The sequence below is a fragment of the Psychrobacillus sp. FSL K6-2836 genome (assembly GCF_038003085.1).
Taxonomy (GTDB): domain Bacteria; phylum Bacillota; class Bacilli; order Bacillales_A; family Planococcaceae; genus Psychrobacillus.
Genome location: NZ_JBBOOM010000001.1, coordinates 1,742,594 through 1,764,792 on the forward strand (window position 1 = coordinate 1,742,594; position 22,199 = coordinate 1,764,792).

At 37.4% G+C, this 22,199-nt stretch carries 22 protein-coding genes and 1 pseudogene; 18 read left to right on the plus strand and 5 right to left on the minus strand.

Annotated features, from left to right (window positions below; genetic code table 11):
• Positions 1 to 70 precede the first annotated feature (70 nt).
• Positions 71 to 1,330, minus strand: a complete 1,260-nt coding sequence (locus tag MKY37_RS08030; RefSeq protein ID WP_340775739.1) for a sugar ABC transporter substrate-binding protein — start codon at positions 1,328 to 1,330, stop codon at positions 71 to 73.
• Between the two features lie 399 nt (positions 1,331 to 1,729).
• Here MKY37_RS08030 and MKY37_RS08035 point away from each other — a divergent pair, with 399 nt between their 5' ends.
• From MKY37_RS08035 to MKY37_RS08105, 15 genes are all read left to right on the plus strand, one after another.
• The gene (locus MKY37_RS08035) at positions 1,730 to 2,350 is read left to right on the plus strand and encodes a YesL family protein (RefSeq protein WP_340775743.1); all 621 of its coding nucleotides are present in this window, start codon (positions 1,730 to 1,732) and stop codon (positions 2,348 to 2,350) included.
• 555 nt (positions 2,351 to 2,905) lie between these two features.
• Positions 2,906 to 3,394 carry a hypothetical protein gene (locus MKY37_RS08040; RefSeq protein WP_340775242.1) on the plus strand — a complete coding sequence of 163 codons (489 nt, stop codon included), beginning with the start codon at positions 2,906 to 2,908 and terminating at the stop codon, positions 3,392 to 3,394.
• Complete coding sequence (locus MKY37_RS08045) at positions 3,313 to 4,245, plus strand: IS3 family transposase (RefSeq protein WP_340779856.1); 933 nt, start codon at positions 3,313 to 3,315, stop codon at positions 4,243 to 4,245. Before MKY37_RS08040 ends, MKY37_RS08045 begins: the two co-directional genes overlap by 82 nt.
• 448 nt (positions 4,246 to 4,693) lie before the next feature.
• Positions 4,694 to 5,626: a DMT family transporter gene (locus MKY37_RS08050; RefSeq protein ID WP_340775745.1), complete on the plus strand. Its 933-nt coding sequence runs from the start codon at positions 4,694 to 4,696 to the stop codon at positions 5,624 to 5,626.
• Positions 5,627 to 5,645: 19 nt separating this feature from the next.
• Positions 5,646 to 6,275 (plus strand): alpha/beta hydrolase, encoded by a 630-nt coding sequence (locus tag MKY37_RS08055; protein WP_340775747.1) that lies wholly within the window; start codon positions 5,646 to 5,648, stop codon positions 6,273 to 6,275.
• 224 nt (positions 6,276 to 6,499) lie between these two features.
• On the plus strand, positions 6,500 to 7,117 hold the full coding sequence (locus MKY37_RS08060) for a TerD family protein (protein ID WP_340775749.1): 618 nt from the start codon (positions 6,500 to 6,502) through the stop codon (positions 7,115 to 7,117).
• A 13-nt stretch (positions 7,118 to 7,130) separates the two neighbouring features.
• Positions 7,131 to 7,706: a TerD family protein gene (locus MKY37_RS08065; protein WP_340775750.1), complete on the plus strand. Its 576-nt coding sequence runs from the start codon at positions 7,131 to 7,133 to the stop codon at positions 7,704 to 7,706.
• 117 nt (positions 7,707 to 7,823) lie between these two features.
• Positions 7,824 to 8,954, plus strand: a complete 1,131-nt coding sequence (locus tag MKY37_RS08070; protein ID WP_340775752.1) for an HpcH/HpaI aldolase/citrate lyase family protein — start codon at positions 7,824 to 7,826, stop codon at positions 8,952 to 8,954.
• Positions 8,911 to 10,272, plus strand: a complete 1,362-nt coding sequence (locus MKY37_RS08075; protein ID WP_340775755.1) for a phosphoribosyltransferase domain-containing protein — start codon at positions 8,911 to 8,913, stop codon at positions 10,270 to 10,272. Before MKY37_RS08070 ends, MKY37_RS08075 begins: the two co-directional genes overlap by 44 nt.
• Complete coding sequence (locus MKY37_RS08080; protein WP_340775757.1) at positions 10,262 to 11,377, plus strand: cysteine protease StiP family protein; 1,116 nt, start codon at positions 10,262 to 10,264, stop codon at positions 11,375 to 11,377. The genes MKY37_RS08075 and MKY37_RS08080 overlap by 11 nt, the downstream gene beginning before the upstream one ends.
• On the plus strand, positions 11,374 to 12,180 hold the full coding sequence (locus tag MKY37_RS08085; protein ID WP_340775760.1) for an HAD family hydrolase: 807 nt from the start codon (positions 11,374 to 11,376) through the stop codon (positions 12,178 to 12,180). The genes MKY37_RS08080 and MKY37_RS08085 overlap by 4 nt, the downstream gene beginning before the upstream one ends.
• A gap of 25 nt (positions 12,181 to 12,205) precedes the next feature.
• Positions 12,206 to 13,819, plus strand: coding sequence for a YceG family protein (locus tag MKY37_RS08090; protein ID WP_340775762.1), 1,614 nt, complete (start codon positions 12,206 to 12,208; stop codon positions 13,817 to 13,819).
• Positions 13,820 to 13,836: 17 nt separating this feature from the next.
• On the plus strand, positions 13,837 to 14,913 hold the full coding sequence (locus tag MKY37_RS08095; protein ID WP_340775765.1) for a toxic anion resistance protein: 1,077 nt from the start codon (positions 13,837 to 13,839) through the stop codon (positions 14,911 to 14,913).
• 28 nt (positions 14,914 to 14,941) lie between these two features.
• Positions 14,942 to 15,520: a TerD family protein gene (locus tag MKY37_RS08100; protein WP_340775768.1), complete on the plus strand. Its 579-nt coding sequence runs from the start codon at positions 14,942 to 14,944 to the stop codon at positions 15,518 to 15,520.
• A 32-nt stretch (positions 15,521 to 15,552) separates the two neighbouring features.
• Entirely contained in the window at positions 15,553 to 16,308 is a 756-nt protein-coding gene (locus MKY37_RS08105) for a TerC family protein (RefSeq protein ID WP_340775770.1), read from the plus strand.
• Between the two features lie 234 nt (positions 16,309 to 16,542).
• Here MKY37_RS08105 and MKY37_RS08110 read toward each other — a convergent pair whose 3' ends face one another.
• Positions 16,543 to 17,454, minus strand: a complete 912-nt coding sequence (locus tag MKY37_RS08110; RefSeq protein WP_340775772.1) for an SDR family oxidoreductase — start codon at positions 17,452 to 17,454, stop codon at positions 16,543 to 16,545.
• Positions 17,455 to 17,605: 151 nt separating this feature from the next.
• On the opposite strand from MKY37_RS08110, the gene MKY37_RS08115 reads away from it, so the two are divergent.
• The gene (locus MKY37_RS08115; RefSeq protein ID WP_340775774.1) at positions 17,606 to 17,779 is read left to right on the plus strand and encodes a hypothetical protein; all 174 of its coding nucleotides are present in this window, start codon (positions 17,606 to 17,608) and stop codon (positions 17,777 to 17,779) included.
• 80 nt (positions 17,780 to 17,859) lie between these two features.
• On the opposite strand, the gene MKY37_RS08120 is transcribed toward MKY37_RS08115, so the two are convergent.
• From MKY37_RS08120 to MKY37_RS08130, 3 genes and pseudogenes are all read right to left on the minus strand, one after another.
• Positions 17,860 to 19,119 carry a cytochrome P450 gene (locus tag MKY37_RS08120; RefSeq protein WP_340775778.1) on the minus strand — a complete coding sequence of 420 codons (1,260 nt, stop codon included), beginning with the start codon at positions 19,117 to 19,119 and terminating at the stop codon, positions 17,860 to 17,862.
• 146 nt (positions 19,120 to 19,265) lie between these two features.
• Positions 19,266 to 19,589: a four-helix bundle copper-binding protein gene (locus MKY37_RS08125; protein ID WP_340779871.1), complete on the minus strand. Its 324-nt coding sequence runs from the start codon at positions 19,587 to 19,589 to the stop codon at positions 19,266 to 19,268.
• A gap of 98 nt (positions 19,590 to 19,687) precedes the next feature.
• Positions 19,688 to 19,944: pseudogene (locus tag MKY37_RS08130) on the minus strand (nucleoside transporter C-terminal domain-containing protein); the annotation flags it as partial.
• 140 nt (positions 19,945 to 20,084) lie between these two features.
• On the opposite strand from MKY37_RS08130, the gene MKY37_RS08135 reads away from it, so the two are divergent.
• Together MKY37_RS08135 and MKY37_RS08140 are read left to right on the plus strand one after the other, a co-directional pair.
• Complete coding sequence (locus tag MKY37_RS08135; protein ID WP_340775779.1) at positions 20,085 to 20,822, plus strand: response regulator transcription factor; 738 nt, start codon at positions 20,085 to 20,087, stop codon at positions 20,820 to 20,822.
• Positions 20,819 to 22,168: a sensor histidine kinase gene (locus MKY37_RS08140; RefSeq protein ID WP_340775782.1), complete on the plus strand. Its 1,350-nt coding sequence runs from the start codon at positions 20,819 to 20,821 to the stop codon at positions 22,166 to 22,168. Before MKY37_RS08135 ends, MKY37_RS08140 begins: the two co-directional genes overlap by 4 nt.
• Positions 22,169 to 22,199 lie beyond the last annotated feature (31 nt).

Consider the following 22,199-nt stretch of genomic DNA (forward strand, 5'->3'; position numbering starts at 1 on the left):
CACCCTTTCCTATGTAAGTTAATAAGAGAGAGCTTGATCTCACCTAGATCAACCTCTCTATTAACTGTTATTAATTTACTTTGGCTTTTATAGCCTCCGCCGCAGCATCTGCTGCTTCTTTAGGAGTTTTTTTCCCTTCCATCATCGTTTGCAACTCTGCTTGGATTAAAGGCATAATTGTACGACCTTCTGGATGAATAACTCCTGGCAACGCATATTCTGTATACGTTGCAAGCTGTGCCATATACTCTTGATCTCCAAAAATATCTTTTGCAGATTCTCTAGTAGGAATATACTGTGTCACGGTATTAAATTTTCGTTGGTTTTCTGCGTTTGTCATCACTTTTATAAATTCAGCTGCTGCCTCTGGATTATCCGTATTAATTGGAGCTACAAACATCCCAGTAGTTCCATAAGTAACTTGCTCCTTGTTTTTCAAAGGTGGAGCAATGACAAATTCAAACGCATCTTGACCTAACATACGGCTAACAGATATACCTGAACCTTGTACAGAAAGCATTTTTCCGCCATCCCACAATGCATTATGTTCCATAGCTGTAATTGAATCTTTTGGAGTCCACTCTTCTTGGTACATTTTGTTAATAAACTCAAATGCTTCTACTCCAGCATCGTTGTTAATCAATACTTCATTGTCTGCTGTCAAAACATCCCCACCAGCTTGCCATAAGAATGGATATAATGTTCCATTCATAGATCCACCGCCTTGGAAACTCGTAGCATAGTAACCTTTTTCTTTTGCTTTAACTGCCCATTCTTCAAACTCTTCCCAAGTTGCAGGGAGTTTTGCTGGATCTTCCCCAATCGCTTTTACAATATCCACATTATATAAGTAAGTATATGCTTCTTGAAGAATCGGAAGTCCATACACCTTATCTTTCCAAGTCGTTGAAACTAACGCTGAATCCACAAAATCATCCATTTCGTTATCTTCAAGATATGGATCTAATTCTAATAGCATTCCTGCATCTGCGTATTGTGGCATTTGGTCTGGAATAGCATAAAATACGTCTGGTCCATTATTAGCAGCAAGAGCGGTTAGAACCTTTTGATCTCTATTTGCCCAAGGAATTTGTTCAAAGTTAACCTTAACGCCTGTTTCTTCTTCATAAGAGGCAATTATTTCATCCCACATAACGCCTTCCGTTTCCTGATCACCCGTAAAAGGATGAGCCCATACCGTAATTTCACCAGACAGTCCTTCCGCATCAGAATCCCCTGCCGATGTATTCCCATCTGTTCCTTCATCGCTACAAGCAGCCATTAAAGCACCAAATAACAATAGTAATAGAACTAAACTAAATTTTTTCATCTCATTGACCCCTCTCAGATTAGTTAAATAAGACACCCTCAATGCCGTTACACTATCACTATTTTATTTATACCTCCCTTCAGTCTGGAACTGTTTCTAGTAACTTATAATAATTAAAATGAATTAAGAGTATCAGTCTCCATATATGTGAGATTCACCTCTTAATCATCAAGTTCACTAAAGAAACTATTTGTGTCACACCTTAATCTGGAATATACTGAAATTACTAAATTGTTTGTAAACTTTCGTTAAGCTTATATTATTTTTTATATGCAGACAAGTCTATTAAGTGTCCTTAATAGACTTGCTAATAATATCTTTTCTTATTATTTTCTTGCTTTTTATATTGGCTTTTAAACCATTGCTACATATAGTAAATTTCAAGAAAGGATTGATCTAATGAATTGGGAGAATTTTAATGCGATAGCATATAAGATACTAAGGTTGGCGTACATAAATATTTTATGGCTACTATTTTCCATTATAGGGTTGGGGATTTTTGGACTCTTTCCAGCTACTACTGCAATGTTTGCCGTCACAAGAAAGTTCATTATTGGAGAAAAGAATTTTAAGACACTTCCTGCATTTTGGAAATATTTCAAACAAGATTTCATAAAAGCTAACGGTTTTGGCCTCATTATTTTAATCACTATTTATTTACTTTATTTCGATTTTAAATTCGTAGAACAAAGCAATGGTTTTCAGTTTTTGGTACCTATATTATTACTTATTTTCATATCTTTTATAGTCACTTTAATATTCTTGTTTCCTGTTTATTCACACTTTAAGCTCCGTTTCTTTCAATATATTAAACAGTCCTTTTTCATTGCAATCACATCACCTATTGAATTATTTGCAATTGGCGTATCAGCAGTAGTAATCTATTTTGCAATGACCCTTTTCCCTGGCGCTATTCCATTGTTTTCCGGTAGTGTTTTTGCATATATCTCCACCATTCTAAGTTTTAGAGCATTTAATAGAATTGAGAAAAACCAGACAAAAAGACGCCCAGTCCTTTAAATTCAAAACCTGTTTCTACCGTTTTCAGTAGGCTTTGGACAGACGAGTCGCTATATTATTACCGATTGATTTTTAAAGAAGCTGGTCGTGACTGCGTCACGACCAGCTTCTCTTTTTCCGGTAATTTTATGGCGTTTGTCTATCCGTCGCCCTCCTACAACGCTTAGAAATAGGTAAGTGCGTTTTTGGATAACTAAAAATAAGATACTTCCCTATCGATAGTATAAGCTCACGAAGATGCAATTTCGTTCGCTATTTCGCTTCTTTATGGGGCAAACACTTACTATTTCTTTTTATTTCCACTAGTATAAATGACAATCTGCTTTCTTCCTCTATCATTGGATAATCGTATTTCTAATTCAAAAGCGATTACCAACAATTTGATCACTCGCTAAAGTTTGACCAATCTTATCATCTAAGCGATAAGCTATGCTAAATTTTCTAGTGGAGTACTAAACACTAATTGATTATAGTGGAAGGTGGCGACTCCAGCGGGATGAGTGAGGTGCACCCAAAATGTTGAACTTTTCTTACTCAACATGGGAGGTGTAGGTTATGGACGAACGAAAGAAAAAAGCAATTCAATCTTTCTTTGAAGAAGGTCAATCCCAACGTTCAATTGCCCGCGAGTTGGGTCTTGATCGAACGGTCATTTGTGGTTGGATTGAAGTCTATCGCTATCACGGATTGGAGGGGCTGATGGCTCCTGCTTGTTTAACGTATGATAAAACCTTTAAACTAAGGGTAATACAACACATGATAGAGACGGTCGAACCATTTTCAGTTGTGGCAGGGCGCTTTCGAATCCCTAGTCGGGCAACGATTTGGAAATGGATGCATCAATACATGTCTACAGAAGATTGGGCGCTCTATCAATTAAAAAGGGAGCGTCGGGATATGAAAAAAAAGCAGCCAAATCGTGTGATAACAGATCTTGAAAAACTACAAGAAGAGAATGAATTATTGCGTGCAGAGAACGCTTATTTAAAAAAGTTACAAGCCTTAGTTCAGGAAAAACAACAGATAAAACCAAAGAAAAAGTAAGAGCTGTTTATGAGCTAAGGCATGAATTTTCATTGAAAATTTTATGGACTGTCTCCAAACTGAACAAAAGTACTTATTACTATCATGTTCATACTTTTGAAAAAGTAGATAAGTATGAAGAAGTAAAAGAGGCGATTCAACGCATTTTTCACCAGCATAAAGGGTTGTATGGCTATCGTCGTATTACGTTAATATTACGTCGAGAGGGCTTTCCAATTAACCACAAAACGGTTTATCGTCTGATGCAAGAACTAAATTTAAAGGGCTTCCAAAAAGCAAAAAAATATCGTTCCTATAAAGGCGATGTCGGGCTTGTGGCAGAGAATGAAGTGAATCGCCAATTTGAAGCAAAGGCCCCAAACACCCTTTGGTTGACGGATGTCACCGAGTTCAAAGTACAAGGGGTAAAGCTCTATCTATCCGCCTTTTTAGATGTGTTTAATCGGGAGATTGTCGGGTACTCCGTTACACAAAACCCGAATTTCCATTTAGTTCAAGACTCGTTTGAAAAAGCTGTGAGTCAGGCAAAACTATCGCCAACTAGTCAGGCTATCATTCACTCTGATCAAGGCTGGCTCTATCAAATCCCGCGCTTTAAGAAACTGGTGGGACAATATGAGATGAAACAAAGTATGTCGCGAAAAGGAAACTGCTTGGATAATGCACTAATGGAAGGTTTCTTCGGCATCTTAAAAAATGAATGTATTTATCGCGAAACGTTTGATTCGGTAAAAGACGCCGTTCAAAAAATAGAGGCTTTTATTCAGTACTATAATCACCATCGAATTAAACAAAAACTCAATGGCATGAGTCCCACTGAGTTTCGTTTAGCTTATGAAAAAGCAGCATAAATCGGGTACAACTTTTTGGGTTCATGTCAGAGTGAGACAGATGAGCCATCACATCGACGCGTGAGCGACGGTGATGGCTCATCGCTCACCCCGCGGAAAGCGTCCACCTGAAACGGAAATCAGTAGTATTATTCATTCTTTCAAGTTCCATGAACCCAGTATTCACTGGACATTTTTATATACTTTCTCTTAATCTTCGAGAAAAAAAGCACACTTACTGAAGTCTATTAATCTAAATTGATCCAAACTAAAAAGCACTCCAGTTTACAGCTATTCTTCACTCAGGGATAGCTCTAGCTAGGGTGTTTTTTTAGATCCGTTTAATTATAGAAATTCATAATATTTTGTAATGCATTCAACTTTACAACAACTTGTGAGAACCTAAAATTTGTTGTAGGATTAATTGTTTGCTTTTAACAATAGTCATTAGAAAGTTTGGTGGAAGAAAATGAATACAAAAGCATTAACACTTGCGTTATTCACCGTCGTTATTTGGGGTTCTTCTTTTGCGGCAATTAGCGCTAGTTTACAGGGGGGCTATTCTGCCGGGCATTTAATACTAGTTCGATTTCTAATTGCTTCTATTATATTTCTTGTTATCGCACTTTGGCCTGGAGTCAAATTTCAATTACCTCAAAAGGAAGACATATTTAAAATAGTCATTCTCGGTTTTATCGGGATTAATATATACCATCTTTGCGTTACATTTGGACAACTATCGATATCTGCAGGAACAGCAGGTATGCTGATTGGTTCTGCCCCTATCTTCACGACTATTATTGCGATTATTGTATTGAAGGAACGCCTAGGAAGAATTGGTTGGCTTGGATTAGCATTTGGATTTGTCGGTATCCTTTTAATAGCTTTAGGGACAGGTGGAAGCTCCTTGGGTATTTCATCGGGTGTATTTTTTGTTCTTATTGCAGCCTTTTCAACTGCAATCTTTTTTGTTTACCAAAAGCCTTTATTTAAAAAGTATAGTGCCATTGAATTGACGGCTTATTTTACTTGGGTAGGCACCATTCCTTTTTTGTTCTTTGCACCTGGACTTTTCGAGGGAATTCAGCACGCAACGTTAGAGGCTAATTTATCTGCCATTTATATAGGAATATTCCCAACTGCAATTGCGTATTTAATGTGGGCAATGGCATTGTCCCATAGTGAAGCCAGCTCTGTTTCAAATTCTTTGTACTTAGAGCCAGTTGTTGCGATTATCGTGACATGGATTTGGTTGCAGGAGCTTCCTTCGACCCTTTCTATTGTGGGAGGATTCATAGCTATCGCTAGTGTCATTATTGTCAATTTGTACGGCAAGAAGAATCAGCTAAAGATTTCACAACAAGCGCCTATTTCTACTTATGATAAAATAGACATACTATAATTGAAGGGAAGTACGATACATGAAATCTCCTTTTACTTTTAACTATACAGCACCCAGTAACACTGACCAAAAACAACCTGCCATATTTTTACTACATGGTATGGGGAGTAATGAAGCAGATTTACCGCAGCTAGTGAAGGATTTCGAGAACACACATCATATTTTTAGCTTACGAGGTCCTATCGTTCAGAAACCTGGCTACTCATTTTTCGAAATTGAAGAAATCGGTAAACCAATTAGAGATATATTCGATAAAATTGTAACGCATATTCAAGCTTTCATTCGAGAAGCAATTGCCGAGTACAACTTAAATGCTGATGACATTACGATACTTGGATTTAGTCAAGGAGCTATTCTTGCGCAAACAACTGCGCTGACAATGGGCAGCGAAATTAGCAAAGTAGTAGCACTAAGTGGATATATTCCCGAGTTTGTAAAGACGGAATATAGTAAGCGGTCCGTGGATCATTTATCCATTTTTATCTCTCATGGCGATTATGACTACGTGATTCCTTCGCAATGGGGTATCGAAAGTAAAGATTATTTTGAAACCATGAAAGCTCGCGTCACTTTTAAAACATACAATGAAGGTCATGGGGTTACACCAGAGAATCATCGAGATTTAATTGGATTTTTAAAAGAGAACTAACTATTACAAGGCTGAAAATATGTTAACCATACATTTTTCAACCTTGTTTTTTTATACTCACCTTCAAGAGGTTTTTCTCTACGTATTTGCTATTCAACTTAATAGCTAAAGCTGAAAAATTCTGATAAAATTAAACTATCCTTTGCAAAAGATGCTTTGGTTTTTGAAACTTATTACGTCGTTTCCTCGTATATATGGTATGACTAAAATTTGGAGGTACAAGAATGGGCATTAATTTAGTTAAAGGTCAAAAAATTGATTTAACAAAGGGTAGATCTTCCCTATCTAGTGTTATGGTAGGACTAGGATGGGACCCTGTGGAAAAGAAAAAAAGCGGCGGGCTTTTTGGTGGACTATTAGGCGGAGGTAGTGGTGGCGGAGCAGCTGTTGATTGCGACGCATCTGTACTTCTTTTAGATGAAAAAGGCAAATTAGTGTCTAAGCAACATGTTATTTATTTCGGAAATAAAACAAGTCAAGATGGTAGTGTTGTCCACTCTGGAGATAATTTGACTGGAGATGGCGATGGAGACGACGAAGTGATCAACGTGAATCTAAGTGCTATTTCGCCATCTGTACATAGATTGGTGTTTGTAGTAAACATTTATCAAGCAAAACAAAGAAAACAAGACTTCGGACTAATTCAAAATGCATTTATCCGTTTAGTGGATAATGGTACAAAAGAAGAATTAGTTCATTATAATTTAAGTGAAAGCTATGCCGGTAAAACATCTCTTATTCCTGGAGAGCTATACCGTAACGGATCAGATTGGAAGTTCTCAGCAGTTGGAGAAGGCACATTAGATTTAGATATTGGCTCAATAGCAAACAAATACTTATAAGGAGTGGTTAAAAATGGGCATTAACTTATCAAAAGGACAAAAGGTAGATTTAACAAAAACAAACCCTGGTTTAGTAAACGTAACTGTAGGTCTAGGCTGGGATACAAACAAATATGACGGAGGAAAGGACTTCGACTTAGACTCATCTGTGTTTCTTTTAGGTAGTAACAGTAAATGTTCTTCAGAAGGTGACTTCGTATTCTATAACAACACTACTGGTGGTAACGGCTCTGTTGTTCATACAGGAGATAATCGTACGGGTGATGGAGACGGAGATGACGAGTCAGTAAACGTGAATCTATCTACTGTTCCTTCATCTATTGAAAAAATTGCTTTTTGTATCACAATTCATGATGCGGAAGACAGAGGTCAAAACTTTGGTCAAGTAAGCAATTCATATGTACGTATTTTAAATGCAGATACACAAGAAGAATTGATTCGCTATGATCTTGGTGAAGATTTCTCCATTGAAACTGCAGTCGTTGTTGGTGAACTATATCGCCATAATAACGAATGGAAATTCAATGCAATCGGAAGTGGATACCAAGGCGGTCTTGGAGCATTAGTTTCAGACTTCGGCTTGAATTAATAACTTCTCTCAAAAAGCAAGGGGATGCTTCCTTGCTTTTTGTTTTAGTATCTGAAGAACGTAGAGGTATTTGGGTATACCTAATAACTCCCTTCTTCATTCTTAGGAGTGGATAATATGAGACAATTTAGAGGGGTTAGTGAGAAAGAGATACGTGAATTCTTTCATATACCACCTAGCGACTTTTCCAAAAACTTGGAAAGAAAAAAATTAGGGATGGCTATGGGAGCGGCTTTATACTTACCAGGTTCAATGCCCAATTTCTCCGTTAAATTAAATAACAAGAATTTAAAAAATCTAACGAGCACAATTATTTGTTTAGAAGATGCTGTTTCCGATTCAGAACTTTTAGAAGCAGAACTAAACGTTGTAAATGAATTCAAATTTATCGAACAAAATGATCAAAACGGCTTAATAGATACCAATGAAATCCCTCTTCTATTTGTCCGAATTAGAAACGTTCAACAATTAGAAAAGATCGCTACCTTATTAGGAAGTGCAATTCGATATATTTCTGGTTTCGTTTTTCCAAAGTGTACCTCTTATAATGCAAAAAACTTTTTTTTATGTTTACAAAACCTAAACCTTCAGCACTCTATTCACTTATATGCATTACCCATTTTGGAAACGAAAGAAATTATTTATACAGAAACTAGAGAGCAAGAACTTTCCAACCTATATACAGTTTTCAAACAGTTTGAAGACCTAGTACTCACTATACGAGTTGGCGCTACGGATTTCACCAGCCTCTTCAGTCAAAGACGTCCTGGTAATAGAACAATCTACGACTTACTGCTAATCACCAACTGTTTAACTGATATATTAAACAAATTCAATCGTAAAGAGGATAACTTTGTTGTTTCCGGTCCTGTTTACGAGTATTTTGAATCTCAAGATTCTTTTCGTCTATTCACGGACGCAAATAGTATAGAATCTATTCTATGGAATGAGGTTCAGCTAGACGTTTTAAATGGCTTCTACGGGAAAACCTGTATTCACCCTTCTCAAATCGATATTGTTAATAGTGTATACGTAGTGCCCAAAGAGTTATTTGAAGATGCTTGTGTAATCGTAGAAAATAACGCTGAAACAAATGGAGTTTTGCGAAGTCCAGCTCGAAACAAAATGAATGAGGTAAAACCTCACTACAGCTGGGCTATGAAGATTATTGCTCAAGCAGAAATATATGGGGTGTTAAAAGAAAATGTTACATCACTCGACTTCCTTCAATACATCAAAAACCTATAATTTACATGGAGATTTAAAGCTAGAAATCGACATTAAAGACAATCCGTATAATTTCTCTCCGGAAGCACTTTTCCAGATGGCCGTGAGAATTAATAAAAAACGCCAATTTTTATTCGTCAGCCGACTTTTAGGCAAGCATTTAGCAGTAGACCCTGCAATTTCACTTGGAACAGGTACTATTTTAGCTTCAATGCTTATGGAGAATGAGAGCTTAGATAGTCATCCATTAGTAAATGAACTCGTTCAAATGATCAATTCTGGAATTCCCAATCGAAAACTTAGTCTGGACTCTTTAGCCTTCAAGTCTAACCTACCAACTAAGACCGTATTCATCGGTTTTGCTGAAACGGCAACCGGTCTTGGCCATGCAGTGTTTCATCACTTTCAAAACGCACATTACATTCATACAACAAGAGAAGAAATCCTACATATGGAACCTTCCTTTTATTTTGAAGAAGAGCATTCACACGCAACCTCTCACAGAGTCTATGCTCCTGAACAAACATTAACGGATGCGAACACAATTGTGTTAATAGATGATGAAATAACGACTGGTCTTACACTGTCCAATTTAATCGTTGCTTTAAATAATTCTTTTCCTGGCAAACGATATAAAATTCTATCTATATTGGACTGGAGGACCGAAGCACATCAACATGATTTTAAGCAACTGATGAACACACACAATATTTCCGCAGAAATTATTACCATTATGGGTGGACAATTTACTCTATTAAACCAAGCATCAATCGAAGAAAAAGAAACTCCCTTATTAAGTAGAATGCAACCATTTGATGTGTTTGCTGACGAACAATTATCCCTAGAAATTACATCTAAGCATCGAAGTGAACATGCTGCATATTGCCACTTCACAGGTAGATTCGGTTTAACAAGCAAACTTCACGAAGAAATGGACGTTTGGATAGAAAGGTTTATCACTAGGCTTCCTAAGCTGGATAGAGATAAACCCACTTTAATAATAGGCATTGGAGAAAACATCTATTTCCCGCTTAGATTAGCACTTTCCTTTGGTAATGACACAAAAGTCCAAACTACCACAAGAAGCCCTATCTTAGCAAAAACAGATAAATCATATCCTATACAGCATAAATGTAAATTTGAGCTGCCGGATTCCAATGGAATTAACCAATATTTATACAACCTCTCGGAAATAGATGCCGAACAAATCATCGTTATTTCTGAGTCAGTTCAAGATCGTGCTACTTGGTTCCCACTTCTTTCTTATTTAGAGACGTTAGCACCAGTTTCATGGGTGTCTCTTACTCTACCAGATAGAGGTGAAAAAAATGAGCATTAATACATCGGGATTGGTTAAATCTAGCTACCCTTCGGAAGATATCACTTTTTTACTTAAGGATTTATCGGATGTTCAGATTGAGTCCTCTGTAGAGACTAGAGAACATCTATTTCAATCAGGTGGTCACTACTCCGAATCTCTGCCAATTGAAAATCGACCAACGTCTGAATATACGGAGTTATATGAACAAGCTCTGGTTGACTCGGCAGATCATATAGCACAATTAGTTGGGGTATTATGTAGAAGGGTTAGACGATTCTCAGATTCTGATGATGTCGTCCTGGTTTCTCTTGCACGAGCAGGAAGTCCAATTGGGATATTAATGAAACGATACGCGAAAAAATATCTGAAACTTAATTGGCCACACTTTAGTATATCTATACTAAGAGGAAAAGGAATCGACGAGAAGGCTGTTCGCACTATTAGAGAGCTGCATCCAACAAGCCACCTTCAATTCGTTGATGGTTGGACAGGAAAAGGAGCTATACAAAACGAGCTTACTAAGTCCATTCAAAAGTTAAATGCAGCTTATGAGCTTAACTTAAATGATGACCTAGCCGTTTTAACCGATCCAGGCGAATGCGCCACATTATTTGCAACAAGAGAAGACTTTCTTATTCCAAACGCTTGCTTGAACTCAACAGTGTCGGGATTAGTTAGTCGAACTGTACTAAATAATGACTTTCAAGATGCCGATGATTACCACGGGGCTAAGTATTACGCCAATCTTGAGGAAGTGGATGTATCCAACGAATTTATCGAAAATATATCCAGGAGATTTCAAGAGCAGGAGCCGGTTATAAAAAAACTTATAGAAAAGTTTCCAATCACAAACGAACGAACTTGGAGAGGCATGCAGGAAGTGGAATCCATTGCCCGTAAGTTTTATAAAACTGCTGATATTAGTAAAGTAAAGCCAAGTGTTGGAGAAACGACTAGAGTGCTATTAAGAAGAAAGCCTTTTAAAATATTACTTAGTGATGATAAACACCCATCCCTACGTCATATCCTTCTATTATGCAAAGAAAAAAATATTCCTACCGAAATTGTGCCTGGGCTCTTTTACCTTGCCATCGGACTGATAGAATCGGAGGATCGATTATGACAATCCTATTTGCTAGTGATCTAGATCGAACACTTATATATAGTAAAAATTCAAGAGGCAAGGAAGTTAGTGAACAGGATTTTGCAGCTGTAGAATGGATAAACGAAAAACCAACTGCATTTATGACCAATAAAGGTCTTCAACTGTTTCAACATATCTCCCCCTCTATAACCTTTTTGCCAGTAACAACAAGAACAGCTGAGCAATACAATCGAATTACAGGGTTATTTCATATAGCAGAAAAACCCAAATATGCAATTGTATCAAACGGCGCAGTCATTTTGGAGGACGGCAAAGTACTTACAGAATGGTCAGATAAAGTGATCGCACAGATGCAGCAGGATCGTACCTCTATAGAACATGTACTTCCTCAACTGGATGCATATACAAAAAACAAATTTGTCCTGAAAGTTATGCAAGCAGAATCATGGTTTGTATACTTAATCATTGATGAAGATGCATTTTCAGTCGAGGATTTTGAATATCTTTCTCAAATTTTTTATCAGCAAGGGTTCACTCTTTCCCACCAGGGGAGAAAAGTGTATATCATGCCTACCTGCATAAACAAATCGACTGCTCTTCAATTTGTTAAAGAGCGTGTTGCGGCAACTACAGTCATTGCCGCTGGGGATTCCATGCTCGACTTCGATATGGTTTTAAATGCTAATCACGGCTTTATCCCTTCCCACGGCGAAGCGATTCATAAAGGCGGAAGTCTTCCCCCTCATGTCTCTATCACAAACCAAACTGGAGTATTAGCGGGAGAAGAAATATTAAAAAAGGTGAGCGATTATTTGTTATAATATGTATGAATAGGAGGGAAAGCCCATGGTTAATTTAAATCCCATTAGGATGAAGTCGTGGGATTCATCTAATACAGGTATATGGTTGAAAGATTCTTTAGGAGACTCTTCGCAAGTAACAGTTGACGGAGAGAACTTAACGTATCCTCAATTAGTTTGCCAGTATATTGGCATGTCCTTAGATGAAGATGAATATTTCTCGATTCTGCATACACAAGTCAATGATTCCTTAGGAAAGCTAAGCATCCTGACTGGTGCACTTAACAAAGAAATTTCTGCCGAGAAATTACGTGCCCTCAACCAACTCTTTGATTTGCATAGGAAAGAAAAAGGACTCTCTCCAAATCGGATGGTTGCCTTTCTTGATGGATATTCCTTACTGCCAAATATGAAAGATTTAGGTTTAAATAGACGAATTAGAACAGTCCTAATAGATTTACTAAAGAAGCTACAAAATAGCTACAAAGAAGGTACACTTCACCATGAATATCGTCGTATTACCACTGATCTTGTTAAGTGGATTTTCAATCACGTAGAACCTGCACTAGAAAAAATAAATTTCGAACAAGGTCTTCCTGCATTTCTTTGGTACGGCAGTGCAACACCCAGCGAAAAATGGTTTCTAACATATCTAGCCGACATCGGACTCCATGTAGTTATTTTCAATCCAAGTGATGAACCATGGCCAAAAAGTCTACTGGCAATTACGGATGAGCTTAGTTTCCGTTTCCCAAAGGTATCCCAAGATATAAAACCATTGCCAGATGAGATGCCAAAAATTGCAGGGACTGTTGCATTTAAGGCAACCCAAGAAATTAACGAGCTTTTACACCATGAGGATTCAGGGCTTTACAAGCCATTTCAATTTAAATCTTATTCGATAAACTCTATCCGCTTGAAAACTACAGAGGATGAGGCATTCTTAATTTCTAAAGAAAGAGCAATGATTCGTCCTCACTTCCAGGTTAGTAGCCAACAGGTAACAATTCCTGTAGTTTTCGCAAAACTGTTAGGTATAGACAAAAACAGAAAGCGCTTCTGGAATAATGTCCATTCGTTAACAGAACGAGATGATACGCAGGTAATTCGCCAGTTCCCTTTCACAAAAGAACAAAAAACGAATCAGCTGTTTCATTATAGAGATGCTTTAAAAGCGGACGGAATGTTGGACCCAGAAAAAATGAAAGCTGCCAATTGGTGGACATATGATAAGCTTCCACTGGGGACGCAAACTGTAATCGGTGAGACAATCGCCAAACATGTTAACGAACCGATACTCATTCGACAGTCCAACGAAACGATGGAAGATTTACAATTATACGCATTTGCACAATCTATGGTTTTACCTGATTTTGTTATACGGCTTTTACAAACATTCGATTATCCTCAATTTGTTCCAACTATATTTATTTATAACGAGGAGAAAGGTCCTGAACTATCAAGATCTGACGCCAACTCCTTATGTATGATGCATCATTTAGGATTAGATATCATTATAGTAAATCCTAAAGGCCATCTTGATATAGAAAAATGGGTACAAGAAGGCACTTTTGATATACACTGGATGGACGATCGAAGCTTCAATGACCCTTTTAAAGAACCTAGTGTAGTTCAGAAAATTTTCAAGAAATTTCTATAGAAATAGGGGGAGAAAACATGGAATTACAAAAGTTAGAAATCGAGCAGCAAGAACAAATGATGGAAGAAAGTAATGATTTAAAAGCACAGCTGAAACGTGATCCACAAGTATTGCAGTTAGTCGCAAAAATTGACCCCAAAAATCAGGTTGGGCTATTAGAATTTGGTCGTGAACCAGCAGATGAAATTTCCAAGTTTACAGGACAAATTTTAAGCACCATTAAGTCTAGTAGCATGGAAGAATCCAGCGAACTATTAAAACAACTAGGCAAGATTATGGATAAATTCGATAAAAAAGACTTTGTTGCAAAGCCCTCTATCTTCGGTAAAATCTTTAAACAAGGTGAGAAATTAATCGAAAAGCTATTCAATAAATATCAAACAATGGGTGGCGAAATCGATAAGGTATTTGTTGAGATAACAAAGTACGAGACAGAAATGAAAAAATCTACTGTTACATTAGAGGATTTGTACGACAAAAACTTCAACTACTTTATGGAATTAGAAAAGTATATTGTAGCTGGTGAGTTAAAGGTCAATCAGTTAAGACAACTCGTGCCTAACCTACAGCAAAAAGCTGAAAATGGTGATCAATTAGTACTAATGGAACTAAACTCACTTCAAAATGCGATTGAGCTACTCGATCAACGTATTTATGATCTGGAAATGGCTAAACAGGTATCCTATCAATCAGCACCACAAATTAGAATGCTGCAACGAGGTAATACAAAATTAATCGGTAAGATAAACTCAGCATTTGTAACAACTATCCCTATTTTTAAAACAGGACTTATCAATGCAATATCCGCAAAAAGACAAAATCTTGTTGCACAATCTATGAGCGAGCTAGATCGTAGAACGAACGAGATGTTACTTCGTAATGCTAATGATATATCGAAGCAAAGTGTGGATATCGCCAGAATGTCAGGTCAGCCTAGTATTAAAATCGAAACAATTGAGCAAACATGGGATACGATTATGCGTGGGATGAACGAAACAAAAGCTATTGAAGAAGAAAATCGTAAAATGAGAGAACAAGGTCGTCTTCGTTTGGAAGAATTGCAAAAGAAATATGAGGATGGTCAAAGAAAGTAATTTTAAAAATGGATGAGGGGGAAACAAAATGTCAGTTATTAACCTATCAAAAGGACAAAAGATTGATTTAACGAAAACGAATCCAGGATTAAAGAATGTCTTAGTTGGACTGGGCTGGGATACGAATAGATATAGCGGCGGAGAAGATTTCGATTTAGATGCTTCAGCTTTTATCGTAGATGGTAACGGAAAAGCCTTCAATGAAAAAAGCTTTATCTTTTATAATAACCTCCAAAGCGAGGAGGGTTCAGTTATCCACACTGGGGATAACCGTACTGGAGATGGTGACGGCGATGACGAACAACTGCTCGTTAAGTTACCACTTGTTCCAAGCATTGTTCAAAAAGTTGTTTTTACTGTAACCATTCACGATGCAGACCAACGAAAACAAAATTTCGGTCAAGTTTCAAACGCTTTTATACGAATAGTGAACGAAGATACAAATGAAGAAATTGTGCGATACGACTTAGGGGAAGACTTTTCAATAGAAACAGCACTTGTAGTAGGGGAAATTTATAGGCACAACAATGAATGGAAATTTAATGCAATTGGTAGTGGGTTCCAAGGCGGATTAGCATCACTAATTACTGAATTTGGATTGAGCTAACCTGATTTTAACTGAGGGGAAATTGAAGATTAATGGATATAATTAACGGTTTTATCGATACGTACGCAATGTTTTTTGATTGGGACATGTGGGCCGAAGTTTTAACCGATCCAGTAAGTTGGGGGTTAATCGGTACGCTAGTTGTCTTAGAAGGACTTCTTTCAGCAGATAACGCGCTTGTTTTAGCTGTTATGGTAAAACACTTACCTGAAAAGCAACGTAAAAAGGCATTATTCTACGGATTACTAGGTGCTTACGTTTTTAGATTTATAGCAATTGGAATAGGTGTCTTCCTCATCAAACTTTGGTGGGTAAAAGTAATCGGTGCTCTTTATCTTGCATATTTGGCGATCAAATACTTCATGGATAAACGAGCTGGAACAGAGGAAGAAATCGTTGAAGGTGTAAATAAGACGGGATTACTTATTCGACTTTTCGGTACTTTCTGGGGTACAGTAGTGGCAGTTGAAATGATGGACATAGCATTCTCTGTTGATAGTGTATTGGCGGCTTTCGGCATTAGTGATCAAGTATGGGTATTATTGCTTGGTGGGATGCTTGGGGTTCTGATGATGCGTGGGATTGCAGGGATATTCATTAAACTAATTGACCGTATTCCTGAATTGGAAACTAGTGCGTACGTGTTAATATTAATCATTGCAGCGAAAATGATGTTAGGTGTATTTGGCATTCATATTAGCCATTATGTCTTCTTCACGATTCTGGTTGTTACGTTTGTAGCGACTTTCGTGATTCACTATATGCGTAAAAGCCAAACAGCAAAATAGTTTCTCCTAATTAGTGTCCGAGTGTGTAGCAACACTCGGGTTTTTTTCAAAAGACAGGAAAGTATTTGTAGAAGTGCGACAGAGCAGACAAAAGTACTTCGAAAACAATAGTAACAGTTTTCGAACTTAAAGTACCGGGCATCATTTTGCCCGGTTTTTCTTATATATTTTCAGGGTTCAGCTTCTATTCATATTCTTATCGAAGAGGGTAACAGTTTTGTTAATTACTTAGATCTACGATGAAGTAAATTGACCACCGTTTACATGAAGTGTCTGTCCAGTCACAAAACGGGAATCATCTGAAGCTAGATACACAAACGTTGGAGCTACCTCAAAAGGTTGACCTTGACGTTGCATAGGATTGCCTGCTTGCGTAACTTCATCCGCTGAAAAACTTGCCGGTATTAGTGGTGTCCATATCCTTCCAGGTGCTATAGCATTTACCCGAATACCTTTACTAACCAAACTATTGGCAAGTGCACGTGTAAAACCGATAATTGCACCTTTTGTTGCAGTATAATCAATTAGTTGTTCATTGCCATCAAATGCAACAACGGAGGAGGTATTAATAATGGAACTACCAGCTTTTAAATGCGGTAGTGCAGCACGCGTTGTATAGAAATGAGAATAGATATTTACTTTAAACGTATCGTCGAATTGCTCATCAGTGATATCAAGTAAACTTAGTTGTTGAAACTGAATTCCAACGTGATTACAAAGAATATCAAGCTGCCCGAATACTTGGATTGTCGCTTCCACTATATCGGCACATTGCTTTTTTTCTCGCAAATCTCCAGCAAGTAATAAACAACGTTGCCCAAGTTCTTCTACTCTTTTCTTTGTACGGCTTGCATCATCATGTTCATCTAAGTAAGAAATTGCTATATTTGCCCCTTCTTTCGCAAAGGCAATAGCTGCTGCAGCTCCTATCCCACTATCACCACCTGTAATGAGTGCAACTTTTCCTTTTAGTTTGTTACTTCCTTCGTAATTCGGGTTTTCAATAATTGGACGTGGATTCATCAAACCTTCTACACCTGGTTGTCTTAGTTGACGTTGTTCTGGCACAGTGATCGGAACATCTTCATATCTCGTAATTTTCCCATAGTTCGGATACATTGGATAGATTTCATTATTGTAGGGCATCGTAATCGTAATCCTCCTAAATGTATTAGTCGAATTATCATATGTCCCTCTTACAACTAAGGTGAATATTTATGAATGATCTTAGGACGTTCCCATTGTATAACATGCCGAATAGATTAAGTAAGCATTAAAATTACTGGGAGGTTACATCATGCATAATTTAGCACTCAATAGACAAGTAGAAATACTATTAATCAATCATTCTAAGGAACAGGTTAAGGTTTTGTATAACTCCAATTCTAGCCCATTTTTGCTACCTAAAATTGGGATACGTCCCCCTTTTTTCTATAATCCAAGATATGAACAGTATTACCCTATTATCTAACAGTGTATCATTATCGATTAACTTTTAGGCTGGTCGCAACAGATTTTACCGTTACATCCAGCCTTTTTTTACCGTTTATATTACATTATTTTTTTGATATCCGTTAAGATTATCCCACTCTTCGGGATACTTGGCATACTAACCAAACTATAACTCAAGTCTTGCTCTGGAAGCTGATATATTAGGTGATTTACTAAAAACTTGAGCGATACTTCCATTATTTCAATGGTCACAAATTCCCCTGCACAACGGTGACCCATCATATAATCTCCCCCACCCTGCGGGATGAAATCGAATGGACTATTATTCCACCCAGAGAACCTATATGGATTAAATAGATCTGGGTTATCCCACAATTCCGCATCATGATTTGTTCCATACAAATCAAGTAGCGTCAACGTTCCTTTCTTAAATGAATAACCCTCCCAAGTAAAATCTTTTCTTACTTTAGCTGCAGCCATTGGAAAGAAAGGATAGAAACGCCGTACTTCTTGAACAAACATTTGGAAATACTTCGCATCTGCAGTCTCGAGTTTTTCTTTTTGCTCAGGATAATGATGAATTGCTAATGCAGTAAAATTAATATAAATAGCAATCGCTACAATAGGCCTTATAATATTTACCACTTCAACAGCAGCTATTTCTTCCTCTAACCACTTACCTTCCAAATCTTTGTGCAAAGAGATTTCACGTAACGCAGTACCTTCAGGTGGGGTCAGATTCCCTTCCCTAACCTGATTAACCAAGCCCCCTATCCAATGCTCAACCTGCTTACGTGCATGTCTTCCTTTCCAATGCTGGGGTCCAAGAGCGGTTGGAGATTCAAACAAAGCTGCTAGCTGCTCCGCTCGTTCTTTTACTTCCTCTTCCTTAATCGGAACTCCTCCCCACTCACATGCAATTCTACACATGATTTCTTTTGTCTCATCATACAAAATGATCTGCTCCATCTGCTCCCACTTCTTTGCAGCAAATTGCCATTGCGTTTTTGTAATTTCATGTAAAGCTTCTAGGCTATTCTTCGTCATTAATGACATAAACATCGACTTACGGTGGCGATGTGCCTCATCATCTAATGTTTGTACACCTTCCTCACCAAACAATGTCTTTTGCAAACGTTTAGGCGCTACTCCATTTCGCATGAATTTCTCTTCATCATAAAACAATTCTGCTGCTTTTTCTCCACTCATACATATTGCGCTTTGTCCTAATAAACGAGTTTCGAATACGTTGGAGGCAAAGCTCTTCTTTCTATTCGGAATGTACATATAACCTTCTCTTAACAAACTCAGACTATGGTCTAACCCTTCTTCACGAGGAATACTTTTAGTCATGTTCATACATCCTTTCCCTCTAAAACTTTCCTCATCATCTTTTCCCTATTGCATCTTATTAAAACTTAGTAATACAAATAGTTGGAACAGACAGTACCAAAATATATAAAACCCCATCCACTCGAATTGGATGGGGTTTGCTAATTATTTAGTTATGCATTCATTTGACGACAAGCTTCAGCACATTTACGGCAAGCCTCTGCACAGCGCTTACAATGTTCATGGTCGTGTTTTGCACATTCTTCTGCACAATCCTCACAGATTCTGGCACATAAATCACAAATCTCTTTAACGAATGGACTATTACGAGTCATCGCTTGTACAGCATAACTACAAATATCAGCACATTCTCGGTCTAGCCTAATACAGCCTGCCATCATTTTCACATGCTCTTCATTTAGACAGGCTTGGAAACAATTATTACATGCCTCCAAACACTCTTGGCACGCTTTAATACATTCTTCATAGGACGACATTTGCAAAATAGATCTCCTCACTTTCATAAACTCACTTAGTTATAGATTCCCTAAAACTAAGCAATTAAACGCGATTATAGAAAGTGAAGAAGTTATCCCTATATGAACATTCCAGCTATAGATTCTCTTAATAGTGAAGCAAGTGTTCCTGCTGCTACTGCACGAAGTCCTAAACGAGCAGTAACTGAACGACGGTTTGGCGCCACTGCCCCCAGACCACCGAGTAAAATAGCCATAGAACTCAAATTGGCAAATCCACATAATGCAAAACAAACTACAATAACTGTTTTAGGTGATAAATCTGGAATATTATTGAAAATGAAGAATAGGAAACAAATTCATTCATTACAATTTTAAATGAAAGGCTATTCGAACTTTTCAAGCTTAAATGATTACAATAGGTTTACCTTATTTCATCTAATTTACTAATGTTTTTCCGATTCCTTTATTAAACCTAATCTATCTCTTACTCCTCGGTCATTAATTATTGATATAATGAAGCCACTAAAAGATTCGAAAGGTGTGAATAATTTGTCTAAAGAATCTATTCTAATTGTAGAAGATGAAGAAAAAATAGTAAGGCTACTTGAAATTGAATTAGAATATGAAGGATATGAAACTGGCAAGGCATTAGATGGAATTGATGCTTTTGAAATGTTCCTTTCACAAAAATGGGATTTAATCTTACTAGATATAATGCTTCCAGGTATGAGTGGAATTGAATTACTTCGACGCATTCGAGGGAAAAATTCTGCGGTTCCAATTATATTATTGACCGCCAAGGATTCTATTGAAGACAAAGTTTCCGGTCTTGACCTTGGTGCCAATGACTACATAACCAAACCTTTCAGAATGGAAGAATTGCTTGCTAGAATTCGTGCAGTGCTAAGGATGAGTCAAGCAACCATCCCTTCAAGTTCCATTGATGAGGAGTGGCTTCAGTTCAGTGACTTACGAGTGAATGACAAAACAAGAGAAGTTGTTAGAAGTGATCTAGATGTCAGTTTGACTCCGAAGGAATATGATTTACTTTTATATTTATTGAAAAACAAACGACAAGTTCTAGACCGTGGACAAATTCTGGAAGCTGTTTGGGGCTATGACTACTACGGAGATACTAAAATCGTTGATGTATATATCAGGTATTTGCGCAAAAAAATTGACGCAGATTTTGATACTGCACTTATTCATACAGTGAGAGGCGTAGGATATGTCCTGAAGGATGCCACATGAAGCTACGCAGTAAAATAAATTTATATACGTCTGTTTTATTTATCGTGCTGCTCATATGCATGAACGCCTCCATCTATTTTGTATTCAGTCATCTGATGAAAGAAAATGAGTTGGAGCGTGCACAGGCAGAGGCAGAAAAAGTTTCCATAGAAATAGGAAATGCCGTAGATGGTATTGCCCCTAATGAGCTAATACTTGCTTTCGTCCCCGTGGACGGCATGATACAAATTTTGAAAGAGGATTTGACAAGTGATGGGAAAACCACTTCTACTTCGGCAGAAAAACTACGAGCAAGGAAGAGTAGTTTTTATCCGGGTGAGTTTAGCGAATTGATATCGCATGATGGAACTCCCTATGTATTCGTATCCTTTCCTATTGTATGGAGTGATGGAACTGTCGTGAATTTACAGTTGACTACTAGCATTGAATCTACAACCGATATGATTCATTTATTAGCAATCGTTTTAATATTTATAACGGTGATTGCTATGATACCAACTTTTGTTTCTAGTCGAATTCTAAGCAATTTAATCATCCAACCAATTCGTACAATGATTAATACGATGAAGGATATTCAAAAAAGCGGTCATTTTAAACAATTGAAGTTAGAGGATACTACCGAAGGAGAGCTAGTCGAAATGGGCGAAACGTTCAATCATATGATGACGTTGCTTCAAACGAACTATGAAAAGCAGGAGCAATTTGTCTCTAATGCATCACATGAGCTTCGAACTCCTCTAACTATTATTGAAAATTATGCAGATTTACTGAAGCGTCGAGGTCTCGAGCGACCCGACTTATTTGAGGAATCTATTGATGCAATCCACTCCGAAGCTATACGAATGCGAGAAATGACAGAGCAGTTATTGTCCATTGCAAGGCATGAGCAATGGAATATTCAAAAGGAGCAGGTTAATATTACCCGGCTTGTCCAGGAAACAGTAAACGCTTTTCAAACTACTTACCAACGAGATATAAATATCGAAGGTAGCTACCAAATAATTGGCTATACAGACATTCAAAAGCTAAAGCAATTACTTTTTATCTTTTTAGATAATGCACGTAAGTATAGTGAAGGTCCTATTACTGTTCACGTTGGCCAGGTAGAAAAAGAATCGACTATCCAAATTGAGGATAGAGGAGTTGGCATTCCAAAAGAGGATTTGCCGAAAGTATTTGATCGATTTTATCGAGTGGATCAGGCAAGAAGTCGTAAGCAAGGTGGATCAGGTCTCGGTTTAACTATGGCAAAAGATATTGCTGATGCACTCGGTGCACGAATTGAAATAAATAGTAAAGAAAACCAAGGAACAATTGTTACGCTTTTCATGCCAAAAGAAAAATAGTCGCTCTCCCCAAATTCTTACTTTCGCGTTA